The organism is Rhizobium sp. K33, from assembly GCF_056501445.1.
The window spans coordinates 3,177,784-3,188,696 of record NZ_CP096478.1 but is presented as its reverse complement, the minus strand read 5'-3'; the positions used below and the strand labels follow the sequence as shown (position 1 = coordinate 3,188,696).

Genomic DNA, 10,913 nt, shown 5'->3' with positions numbered 1-10,913 from the left:
TCTCCCGGCGAAGGGCTGTCTTGGCCGATCAGAAGGTCGCCTTGACCGAGAGCAGGAAAGTCCGGCCTTGCTCGTAGAGCGGGGTTACATTGCCGAACTCCTGGCCGTAAGTGGCGCGGCTCGCATAGGTCTCGTTGAAGAGGTTCTGCACCTCTGCGCGGAAGGTCATGTGAGAGAGCTGCTCCGGCTTCCATTCGGTGTAGATGTTGACCACTTCGTAGGAGGCATAAGTGATCGTGCCTTCCTTGTATTCCGGCGCGAATTCCATGTCTGTCCCGACAGTCAGGCCCCAATCGCTGAAGGTATGGGCGGCCGACACCGTAATGATGTCGCCAACCGGCGTGGTCAGGTAGTTGCCGGTATCGGAATCAGCTGGCTTGCCATCGATCTTCGCGTCGACGTGGGCGTATTTCACCTTGATGAAACCCTCGTCCCAGTCGTAGCCGGCACCGAGTTCGAAGCCCTGCGTTTCGACGTCGTAATTCAGATTGGCACGGGTCGCGGTATACTTGGCTACGCGTGCGTCCTGGATCATGCTGCGGAAGAGGCTCCCCTCAAGCGTGAAGCCCTGATGATGGAATTCTAGCCCTGCTGTGGCGTTGTTGGATGTCGTGACTTCAGGCCCATCGACGCCATAGTTCCAGCCAGGGTTCATGATGAAGGCCTCGGCGAGCGGAATGCCAGCCCAGACATGCGAGACGCCGGCTTTGGCCGTCAGGAAGCTCGTCAGGTCGTATTCGACCGAGGCGTTGCCGCTCAGGCCCGCATGATCCCATTCCGCACCGGTCGTACCCTCGAACCACTGCTTGTCGGCACGCCCGCCGAAGGAAAGCCGCATGGCGTCGAGCGGCTCGACCCGCGCCTGGGTGTATATGCCTATGTTCTGTGCCTGCTCGGACGCGTCCTCGGAGTATCCGAGAGGCTCGCTGGCTGTCTCGAGCTCGATCTTGTCGCTGTAGAAATCAACACCAGCGATGATATTGCCATTGTCGAGCGCGAACTTGTTCTCGAACTTGCCGTTCAGGCTGCCGCTCTCGCCCTGTCCGTCATACGAAGCGCCGACGCCACCGCCGGCATTGTAGAAAATCGGCGTCTCGACCGAGCTATGGCTGTAGGCCAGCCGCACCGTCGGGTCCCACCAGCCTTCAGGCGTCGTGTCCGTATAGGTGAAGACCGTGTTGTCGCGGTCGATCTTGTAGTTCCTGTACTTGGGTTCCCAAGCACGGCCAGTGTCGACGACGCTGGCGTTTGCACGGTAAGGCCGCTCCGCATCGTCGCGCACCCGCTCATGGCTGAACTCGAACCGATCGCCGCTCTCGGCCTCATAGGCAAACTTGCCGAGCCCGCTGAGGAGGTTCGTCTCGGTCCCGCGGACCTCGTCGCCATTGCCCGCTTCGTAGTTGTCACCTTTGCCATAGTTCAGGAAGCCGAGGAATTCGAAGCCATCCTGCATCGCCCAGCCACCGAGGCCGGTGGTGAAGGTGTTGCTGTTCGAATTGTAGGTTTCCGACACCATGCCGCCGAAGCCGTCTGCGGTGAGCAGGTCCTTCACGTCCTTCGTCTCGTAGGCAATCGAGCCTGCAAGCGCGCCCGGACCTGCATCGGCCGGCGCGATGCCTGCATCGACGTCGACGGCCTTCAAGAGCGACGGGTCGATCAGGTTGGTGGCATTGTGGTGGAAGACGCGGTTGTTCTGGCGGCTGCCGTCAATGCTGACGGCAAGCGTCGTTTCCTCTAACCCGTTGACATAGACCTTCTGCGAGGTCGGGATCGAGCTTCCGACGCTGACCCCCGCTTCGTCGCGGAAGACGTCGGCGACGCTGGTCGGATTGCGCGCCGCGAGCTCTTCGGCGCCGATATTGACGGAGCTGACGCTGGTCTCGGCCCGCTGGCCAGTGACGTTGATTTCGCCGATCACGGTTGAGCCATCGGCTTCGGGCGCACCAACGGTAACCGCGGAAGACTGATCGCCGACGACGACTGTGCCATTGCTGATGCGATAGGAAAGTCCGGTGCCGGACAAGAGCTGCGACAGCGCAGCCTCGGTCGAAAGCGTCCCGGAGACGGCGGCGGAGTTCGCGCCACGGGCCGCCTCTGCCGGAAGGGAAACCTGCAGGCCGGACTGACGGCCAAAGGCTCTCAGCGCATTGGCCAGCGGCTGCGCCGGAATGTCGTAGGCGCGGGCCGCCGCATACACAGGCGCCGTCTGCGCCATCACTGGCAGGCTGAATGGCCCCGCAAGAAGCGCCAGCGCGCAGGCCGTTGTGGTCAGAAGCCGGCGCGACGCAGCCCCGATCAAGGCGTCGCGATTTGCAGAAAGTCTCGTCACAGTCATACTCGTCCCCATACTCAAACCGGCTCAACGCCGTGTTCGAGATTAAATACGAGTGAAAGAGACAAGTTTTTCAGGCAGCATTCGTCTTTTTGCGATTGGTTCGCGAAATGATGATTAAGCTACTGAATTATTGGTGTTATTTCAGCGGCTGGTGACGATGCGGAGATAGGGAGACGCCGTCCGCACCTGCAGACCGAACGCCGCCGCCAGCGCCATCAGCGCCTTGTCGGGATCGCTGAGGTCATAGAGACCGGTGACCCTGAGCGCGGCCAGTTCGCCTTCCGGCAGCATGATCCAGGCCGGATGCTGGCGCTGGATGAGCGCCACGACATCGCCGAGCGGCTGATCGGTTACTGCAAGTCGTCCCTCGCGCCAGAGCGCAATATCTGAGGGCTCGATCCTGCTCAATTCCGCCTTGCCACCCTTGCGATCCACGGTCACCACGTCGCCGGGCACGAGCGCGAGTTCTTCGGTGTCTGGCGCGCCCTGCGGTCTAAGCGCAATCGACCCATGCGCCAGTTCCACCCGCGTGCCGTGGCCCGTGTCACGCACGCTGAACGCCGTGCCGAGCACCCGCATGGAAGCATCCTGCGCATCGACCACGAAGGGGCGGGCAGTATCCCGCTCCACCTCGAAAAAGGCTTCGCCCGAAAGCAGCCGGACATGGCGGGACGTGCCGTTGAAGTCATCGGCCAGCGCGGTTTCCGGCGCGAGCGTCACCCGCGATCCATCGGCAAGCGTGACGATTTCCGTCTCGTCGGCGCCCGTGCGGAAATCCGCCTCCAGCCTGATCTGCAGCGCCGGTCCAAATAAACCGCCAATCAGCGCAAGCGACATCAGACTTGCACTGGCAATGCCAAGACCGCGCCGCAGGAAGGTCGAGTTCCGCATTGGGACCTGCGTTGCCGGCGAAGGACGAGAAGCCTTCGGCGCGATCTCAGGCGACGCAGCCGGCGTTTCGCCGAGCGCCGTCCAGGTGCGACAGATCCGCCCCCAGGCTGCTGTATGGTCGTCCGAAGCGTGCAGCCAAGCTCCCCAGGCGGCAGTCAGCGCAGGGTCCGCTGGCGCATCACGCAGCAACATGAACCAATCCATCGCCTCTTCGAGAAGCATGGCGTCGTGCTGTTCTGGCTGATCCGTGACACTCACCGCGTGGCCGTCTCCTGTTGGCTCTGGCTCGCCGCCACCCCGAGGCAGCGCGCGATGCGGGCGCGAGCGTGACCCGCCCCGGCGGCGAACTCATCACTGCCTGCAGGATATACGATTGGATCGAGATGTTTTTTCATGTGCCCCCGACATTTTTCAATGGCTCGCGTGATCGAGTGACAGGGCGATCTTCACCATGCCACTGCGGATCATCCGGTGTGTTGTCGCGATCGAGATGTTGAGCTCGGAGGCAATCGCCTCCAGCGTCCAGCCTTCGATGCGGTAGAGCTCGATGGCCCGGCGGGTCTCGGGCGGCAATGCGTCCAGCGTCTCCGATGCAACCCGTGCCTGATCTGCCAGAAGTACCGATTCTTCCGGCGAGCCTGGGTTCTGTGGTAGAATCCAGAACGGTGGGTCCAACTCGCGTCCCCGCGTCTCGACTTTGCGGCGCTTCAACTGATCAAGGGCGAGATTGCGCACGATGCTATAGAGATAAGACAAAATCTGTTGCGGCGCATATTCATTTGCGTCGACCGATTTAAGTCGAAGAAATGCGTCCTGCACGACATCCTCCGCCTGGTCACGCGATCCCAGCAGCTGAGCGGCGTGTTTTACCAAGGCCGGTCGGTGTTCGAGGAAAACCGCGATCTGGTTCGAGGTCCGTTCGCTCATGGTCGAAATGGGCTTAATATGATCGATGCTATCAACTTTCTTACCGTGCGAGGATGGCGAAGGCAATGAGCTGCGAAGCTTCGCTATGTTGCGCGGGGCTCAGAGCCGGCGCATCGGCGCGTCCCCCCGCAGACATCGGAAAACGAATTCCATAATTCAGCTTACCCCGCAAATGCTCGGGTCCCGAGCTCTAGACTCGGGTTTTGTACAAGTCTCCGTGCAATCAGGCCCCCGCAACCAATGAGACTTGAATCTCCTGCCACTCAACTCGCTTCCTTGAAAGCTCCTCTGCATAACCCGCGAGGAGCTTTTGCTTTTTGTCCTCCTCGTCGATTTCGACAAAGTTCGCGGGCAAGGACGTCCTGATCCACCATCGCGTTGAACTTCGCTTCCAGCACTTGCCCTGTCTCCATAGCAGCGAGTACCTATGCAATGCGACCATAGACTTCCAACGCCGGCGATTGACGGCCCGCTTTGCTGGCAGTGACGATTTTCTGGATCATTTGCCGAATGATGGCGATAAGCTGCCGTTCGGTCTTGCAGCGCCGCCGCAGAAGGGCGAGCCAAATCCGGCGACCGTCGCGGCCATGCACCAGGAGGGTGAACATGAAATCTCCGTTCTGGGTGGCATGCCAGCCGTCGGGGCCATGGCGCTGGGTACCGAAACAAATCCGCCCAGTCGGCAAGCTCTTCGGTCTGGAAAGGCGTTCGTTGCCGCCGAGGCTAAAGAGCTGTTTGATGGATTTGTAGGGATCGATCTTTTGCCGTCCCCACGGAAACGGCAGTGATAGCCGACTAGACGTTTGACGCTGGGCCTTATGCGACTGACCTGCTGGGGCAGGCCGAATTTGGCTACAGTTCTCTGGCCGTGCTGTCCCCAATTCGATCACGCTGACGAAAGTGATACATGGTTCACCGAACGCCGACACTTGCCCCTGCTCAATCGTGAATGCTGCTACGTCGCGAAAGAAGTATAAGCGCTCCGCTTAGCGCTGAAACACCAGGCTAAATCGAACCAAATGTCCAAGAATCAGATCGGGTGCGATTTTTTGTGTGCCGCTGCAGGAGAGGACGCCGCAAAGAATAAGAGCATTACATCCACTGACAGCGACAGCGAAGAGAGGGGGGCTCTCTGCCGCTGCATCTCAACGCGCCACTTGATGTGCACAAGAGCGCCATAACGAGAGGTCGGACCTATCGTTAGAGTTGCAGAGACAAGCGATTCCGATGTAGACCATAACTATGGCTCGCCTTGTAAAGCACTATGTCCGTTCCGAGGACGAAGTGGAAATCCGTCAGATCGCAGAAGCGGTTTTCCGTCCTTGCGAATTCAACCGCTTAATGGATGATGCGCCCTTCGATATGAGCGCGCACATCACCTCCGTTGAAAAAGTGACGCTATGGAGAAGTCATAGCCGCTCGGGATACAGGGCGCGTTATGGCTGCCCGAAACACCATCAGGTCGAGTTGCATTTTATCGAGGAGGGCAGTTATCGCTTTCACACGCAGGGGCACGACATCGAAGCCCCTGTCGGCAGTGCCGTCTTGCTGAAAGACACACGCAAAGTGGAAATTGCGGCCAGCCCAGGTGCCCGGAAGCTTGCGATGGTCATCCCCTATGACAAGCTTGCCCCGCATATTCAGAGAGGCCAGGGTTCTGCAGGCACGGGACTTGCCGGTTTTCGGTCCCATATCCGAACCGACGTGACTGGCATAGAAACGTTGCACCGTATCGCTACGCACCTGATGGATGAGGTCAATCCGCCCGATCCGGCTAGCGACGTCGAGGGGGCCCCCTCTTTAATAGGGGATGCCTTGATCATGATGTTTGTCGGCCTCTGGCCTCGGGGTGAGGCAGCGGAGTCCGACCGAAAAGAAGCGTTGCCGCGACATCTGGAGCGTGCCATCGACTGGCTTCAACGCCATGCAGATGAAGAGATTTCAATCGAAAGACTGGCGCGCTTGGCCGGGGCGAGCGTGCGGACCTTGCAAAACTCTTTTCGCCTTCATCTGTCGACCACGCCGAATGCCTATGTCCTTCAGCTTCGCCTCGCGCGAGCGCATGAGGATCTCATGCACGGTCCCGCCAACGACAGTATCGAGGCTATCGCTTCCCGTTGGGGTTTTGGCCACATGGGCTATTTCGCCGCCCGTTACCGCGTCGCATATGGCAGGTCACCGTCCGAGACCCGCCGGCAAAGACCCGATGTCAGGCGCGATTGAGATCACAAATGCGCAAAACAGTCGGTGGCGCGCATTTGTTCCCATGTAATACGAAAATAAATTCAAGTTTAAGTTCGCATTAACAGGCGCAGATCCAGTGTGCCTATACGCTTTAAGCTAGTAGAGAAGCTTAATTTAGCGACGCATGATGCGAAACAATCCAATATAATCTGAAGTATCAACGAACCAGGCGGGTGCGTCGGGATCGTGAGGCTATTCATGCGAATATTTGCTGTAGACGACAGTCCCTCAGTATTGTCTTTTCTGGCTCAGGCCATCGAATCGATCGGATCCTATGAAATTCTTTCATTTCTGGATCCCGCTGCTGCGCTCAACGTGATGAGCACCGTTCCGGCTGATCTTGTCCTGGTTGACTATACCATGCCAGGCATGAACGGCATCGAATTGATCTCACATCTGCGCCGGTTGCCGAGTGGCCGAGACGTTCCCGTCATCATGCTGACATCGGAGACGGCGCCCTCGATCAAGATGTCGGCCATCGAAGCTGGCGCCACGGAGTTTCTCACCAAGCCAATCGACAAGGTGGAGTTGACGATACGTCTGCGCAACCTCCTGGCCCTGCGGGAGGCCCAGCAATCTTTGGCGCAGCATGCACGATCACTGGAACAAGATGTGGCCACCGCCTGCGCGCGTATCGCGGCTCAGGAAAAGGAACTGATATGGCGGCTTTGCAAAGCCATGGCGTGTCGGGACGGAGAAACTGCCCTTCATCTTGAACGCGTTGCGGTCGTCGCGCGCATGATCGCCCAGGAATTGGGTCTCAGTGCCGCCACCTGCGAGATGATTGCGCTGGCAAGCCCGCTTCACGATGTCGGCAAGATTGGCGTTTCCGATGCCATCCTTCTGAAGCCCGGTCCCCTCGATACCCGCCAAATGGAGGAGATGCGTTCTCACGCGGCTTTTGGGGCAGAGATCCTGTCAGGAAGCGATTCCGACCTGATCAAGACTGCCGAAAGGATTGCCGGGAGCCACCATGAGAAATGGGACGGATCAGGATATCCCAACGGGCTGGCCGGCACTGATATCCCAATCGAAGGGCGTATTGTCGCCATTGCCGATGTGTTCGACGCCTTGTGCTCGGAGCGTCCCTACAAAAGGGCGTGGCACGTGGACAAGGCGCGTGAGGAAATCGGGCGAGGAACTGGTGCGCATTTCGACCCTCGTTGCGTCGAAGCCTTCGAGCGCAGATGGCCGGAGATCCGAGCGATCTATTCGGCTCAAGAGAAAGGCTCAGCGCTGAGCAACCAGTCGGCGCCCTCGCCAATGCAGATCAACAAGACAGCGGAAACAGCAGCATGACTGAGCAGGTGACGCAGCTTCGCCTTGAGGGCGTTTTGACGATCAAGACGGTCCGGGAGACCCATTCTCGACTGCGCCTGGCGCTCGAGAGAGCGCGCAGCGAAGGCGGGTCTATCGAGGTTGAGATCGCCGATGACTGTGAGTGCGATCTCACACTTCCGCAGCTTTTGCTTTCCGCGCAGCTATCGGCTGCTGAGCAAGCAATCGACCTTTCCATTCTTGCCAGCCGCGAGAGTGGGATCTTCACCACGCTCGAGCGCGCGGGCATCCCCGCCGAAATCAAGAGCGGCACCCTACTCACCATGAACGGAGACCAGTGATGAGTGCCAACATTCTCACCGTAGACGATTCCGCCAGCATCCGAATGACCACCCGGATTGCACTGACCAATGCCGGCTACAAAGTCACCGAAGCAGTCGACGGCATAGACGGTCTTCAGAAGATGAAGACCGGCAGCTTTGATCTCATCGTCACCGATCTGAACATGCCCAATATGGACGGGCTGACCATGATCCGCAATCTGCGGCAGATGCCGGCCTATATGGGAACCCCCGTCATTTTCCTCACGACGGAATCCGATGGCGACATCAAGCAGCAGGCTAAGGCGGCCGGTGCGACGGGCTGGCTGACCAAGCCTTTCGACGCGGACAATCTCACCAAGATCGCACGCAAGGTTCTTGGCCGATGAACAACCTCGACCCCATCGCGGTCTTTCGAGTGGAGGCGGTCGAGCAGCTCGAGTTGATCGAAGCCGGCCTTCTGGATCTCACCCGCAATCTTGACGACAAGGCACAGATCGACGCCGTGTTCCGTGGTTTGCACACGCTCAAGGGGTCAGGCTCGATGTTCGGCTTCGACCAGCTTGCGGCCTTTACCCACCATTGCGAAAGTGCCTTTGATCAGGTGCGCAAGGGTGAGGCTCCCGCTACACGTGAGCTGATTGCCGCCGTGCTCGATGCCCAGGGACACATGCAGGCCCTGCTCGAGCAGCCAAATGGCGACCATGACGCCATGAGCGTGAAGTTGCTCGAACAATTGCAACGCGCCGTCAGCGGCGGCGTTGCGGCGAGCAGCGCGCCTGTGGCAATCTTGCCCGCTGAAAAAAGTGCCAATCCTGGTCACCGGATATGGCAGCTCAACTTTCGTCTTCCTGCCGACACGATGGTCAATGGAACCAATCCGCTCGGCTTGATCGACGAACTTCGCGAACTGGGAGATTGCCGGCTCAAGGTTATCACCGATGGCTTGCCCTCCCTTGAGGCAATGGATCCCACACAGCTCTATCTCGGTTGGAGTGCGACCATCGTCACCGACAAGGCTCGCTCGGAAATCGAAGATGTCTTCATCTTCGTCATGGATGAGATGAGCATGGAGCTTTCCGACGTGACCCCGGCCGCCGAGCCGGAGTTGAATGAGGCTGCCGTTGCTCCGGAAGGTTCGGCCAATGAGCCTTCGCCTGCGCGCGACGACAATCGCGCGCCGGCAGGTGATGCGAAGTCTCAGCGGCAGGCAGATAACGTGCGCGTTCCAGCGCTTCGACTTGACGAGATGATGGATCGTGTCGGTGAACTGGTGATCGCCCAGTCGCGGTTGAGCCAGATGGCCGGCACGGTCGTGGATCTTGGCCTGCGCTCGGTCTCGGAGGAAATCGAACGGCTTGCCGGCGAGTTGCGGGACACGATGATGGTCCTGCGCATGATGCCCGTGGCCAGTCTGTTCAGCCGCTTCCGCCGGCTGGTCCACGACCTGGCACGGGAAACCGGCAAGGAGATCGAGCTTGTGACCTCCGGCGAGGGCACAGAGGTCGACAAGACCGTCATTGACCGCCTGGCGGACCCATTGGTGCACCTTGTGCGCAATTCCATCGATCACGGTCTGGAGCTGCCACAGGATCGTGTAGCTGCGGGCAAGCCGGCCGTCGGACAGGTTAGTCTCTCGGCCCACCAGACCGGCAGCGAGGTGGTGATTACCATCAAGGATGACGGTCGCGGGATCGCCAGGGCACGCGTTCGTGCGAAAGCAGAAGCCAATGGCCTGATCCAGCCGGGCCAGGCCTTGTCGGATCAGGAGTTGTTGCAGCAGATCTTCCAGCCGGGCTTCTCGACCGCCGAGAAAGTCACCAACCTTTCCGGCCGTGGCGTCGGGATGGATGTGGTCAAGAAAACCATCGAAGCCCTTCGCGGCTCGATCGATGTGAAGAGCGACGAAGGATCCGGCTCGGAAATCGCGCTGCGCATTCCGCTGACACTCGCCATCATCGACGGTCTTCTCGTGCGGGTGGGGACTGGCCGATATGTCATTCCGCTGTCTGCCGTTGAAGAATGCCTGGAGCTCTCGGTTGAAGAAGACCTGCGCTCAAGGGGCCGCAGCTTCATCTCGCTGCGGGACAATCTCGTGCCGTTCCTTCGCTTGCGTGAGCTGTTTCGCACCGGCAGCCAACCGGATCCGCACCAGAAGGTGGTCGTCATCTCGACGGGTCGGGAACGGGTTGGCCTCGTCGTCGATCAGATCATCGGGGATCACCAGACGGTCATCAAATCCATGTCGAAGCTGCATGATCAGGTGTCGTCCTTCTCCGGCGCAACCATCCTCGGTGATGGCAATGTCGCTCTGATCCTCGACGTCGGGCACCTGATTGCGGCAGGCCAGCAACAGGAGGCGCAAATGCGGGCTGCAGGATGAGCGAACACCATTTGAAATCCGACCATCGCGCGGTGTTCATGGGCGCGGAAGACCTCTCCGTTCTCACCTTCACCCTGAATGGCGAAACCTTCGCCATCGAGGCAACGATCGTGCAGGAGATCCTCGATCTCCTGCCCGAGACCAATGTGCCCGGCAGTCTGCCCTTCGTCGGCAGCGTCATCAATTTCCGCGGCAAGGTCATTCCCTTGGCCGATATCCGTGTCGCCTTTGGCATGGAAGCAGGCGACGTGACGATCGACAGCCGCATCGTGGTGACCGAGCTCGATCTCGACGGCGAGTTGTCTCTGATCGGTATCCGAACCGACAAGGTGCATGAAGTCACTCGTCTTCCGGCCTCCGCCAGCGAACCTCCGCCGATCGTCGGCATGCGCTGGCGTCCAGATTACATCCACGCACTCGTCAAGAGGGACGGCGAGTTCATCATACTTCCCAACCTGCAGGCAATCTTCGCCTCGCAGCGCGGAGTCAACATTTTAGCGACAGCTTGTTAGCGACAGCTTGATAGAAAGCGAGG

10 protein-coding genes are annotated in these 10,913 nt (G+C 59.5%); 7 read left to right on the top strand and 3 right to left on the bottom strand.

The features are described from left to right. Window positions 1-28 precede the first annotated feature (28 nt). The 3 genes from M1E12_RS15520 to M1E12_RS15510 form a co-directional block, all read right to left on the bottom strand. Complete coding sequence (locus M1E12_RS15520) at window positions 29-2,335, bottom strand: TonB-dependent receptor (RefSeq protein WP_310243630.1); 2,307 nt, start codon at window positions 2,333-2,335, stop codon at window positions 29-31. 141 nt (window positions 2,336-2,476) lie between these two features. Further along, window positions 2,477-3,484, bottom strand: coding sequence for a FecR family protein (locus tag M1E12_RS15515; RefSeq protein ID WP_479562445.1), 1,008 nt, complete (start codon window positions 3,482-3,484; stop codon window positions 2,477-2,479). A gap of 153 nt (window positions 3,485-3,637) precedes the next feature. Continuing rightward, window positions 3,638-4,219, bottom strand: coding sequence for a sigma-70 family RNA polymerase sigma factor (locus M1E12_RS15510; protein WP_310243626.1), 582 nt, complete (start codon window positions 4,217-4,219; stop codon window positions 3,638-3,640). Window positions 4,220-4,470: 251 nt separating this feature from the next. Here M1E12_RS15510 and M1E12_RS15505 point away from each other — a divergent pair, with 251 nt between their 5' ends. The 7 genes from M1E12_RS15505 to M1E12_RS15475 all read left to right on the top strand — a co-directional run bounded on the left by M1E12_RS15505 (window position 4,471) and on the right by M1E12_RS15475 (window position 10,890). Beyond that, window positions 4,471-4,941 carry a histidinol dehydrogenase gene (locus M1E12_RS15505; RefSeq protein WP_479562444.1) on the top strand — a complete coding sequence of 157 codons (471 nt, stop codon included), beginning with the start codon at window positions 4,471-4,473 and terminating at the stop codon, window positions 4,939-4,941. 454 nt (window positions 4,942-5,395) lie between these two features. Further along, the gene (locus M1E12_RS15500) at window positions 5,396-6,376 is read left to right on the top strand and encodes a helix-turn-helix domain-containing protein (RefSeq protein WP_479562443.1); all 981 of its coding nucleotides are present in this window, start codon (window positions 5,396-5,398) and stop codon (window positions 6,374-6,376) included. Between the two features lie 219 nt (window positions 6,377-6,595). Continuing rightward, window positions 6,596-7,696, top strand: coding sequence for an HD domain-containing phosphohydrolase (locus M1E12_RS15495; protein WP_479562442.1), 1,101 nt, complete (start codon window positions 6,596-6,598; stop codon window positions 7,694-7,696). After that, window positions 7,693-8,016 (top strand): hypothetical protein, encoded by a 324-nt coding sequence (locus M1E12_RS15490; RefSeq protein WP_479562441.1) that lies wholly within the window; start codon window positions 7,693-7,695, stop codon window positions 8,014-8,016. The genes M1E12_RS15495 and M1E12_RS15490 overlap by 4 nt, the downstream gene beginning before the upstream one ends. Next, the gene (locus M1E12_RS15485; protein WP_479562440.1) at window positions 8,016-8,384 is read left to right on the top strand and encodes a response regulator; all 369 of its coding nucleotides are present in this window, start codon (window positions 8,016-8,018) and stop codon (window positions 8,382-8,384) included. The genes M1E12_RS15490 and M1E12_RS15485 overlap by 1 nt, the downstream gene beginning before the upstream one ends. Next, window positions 8,381-10,378 carry a chemotaxis protein CheA gene (locus M1E12_RS15480; RefSeq protein WP_479562439.1) on the top strand — a complete coding sequence of 666 codons (1,998 nt, stop codon included), beginning with the start codon at window positions 8,381-8,383 and terminating at the stop codon, window positions 10,376-10,378. Before M1E12_RS15485 ends, M1E12_RS15480 begins: the two co-directional genes overlap by 4 nt. Continuing rightward, window positions 10,375-10,890 carry a chemotaxis protein CheW gene (locus M1E12_RS15475; RefSeq protein ID WP_479562438.1) on the top strand — a complete coding sequence of 172 codons (516 nt, stop codon included), beginning with the start codon at window positions 10,375-10,377 and terminating at the stop codon, window positions 10,888-10,890. The genes M1E12_RS15480 and M1E12_RS15475 overlap by 4 nt, the downstream gene beginning before the upstream one ends. The last annotated feature ends 23 nt before the right edge of the window (window positions 10,891-10,913 follow it).

Coding starts and splice junctions, on each gene's coding strand:
- M1E12_RS15490 (WP_479562441.1), top strand. CDS start 7,693: ATGACTGAGCAGGTGACGCAGCTTCGCCTTGAGGGCGTTTTGACGATC.
- M1E12_RS15520 (WP_310243630.1), bottom strand. CDS start 2,335: ATGACTGTGACGAGACTTTCTGCAAATCGCGACGCCTTGATCGGGGCT.
- M1E12_RS15475 (WP_479562438.1), top strand. CDS start 10,375: ATGAGCGAACACCATTTGAAATCCGACCATCGCGCGGTGTTCATGGGC.
- M1E12_RS15485 (WP_479562440.1), top strand. CDS start 8,016: ATGAGTGCCAACATTCTCACCGTAGACGATTCCGCCAGCATCCGAATG.
- M1E12_RS15480 (WP_479562439.1), top strand. CDS start 8,381: ATGAACAACCTCGACCCCATCGCGGTCTTTCGAGTGGAGGCGGTCGAG.
- M1E12_RS15500 (WP_479562443.1), top strand. CDS start 5,396: ATGGCTCGCCTTGTAAAGCACTATGTCCGTTCCGAGGACGAAGTGGAA.
- M1E12_RS15495 (WP_479562442.1), top strand. CDS start 6,596: ATGCGAATATTTGCTGTAGACGACAGTCCCTCAGTATTGTCTTTTCTG.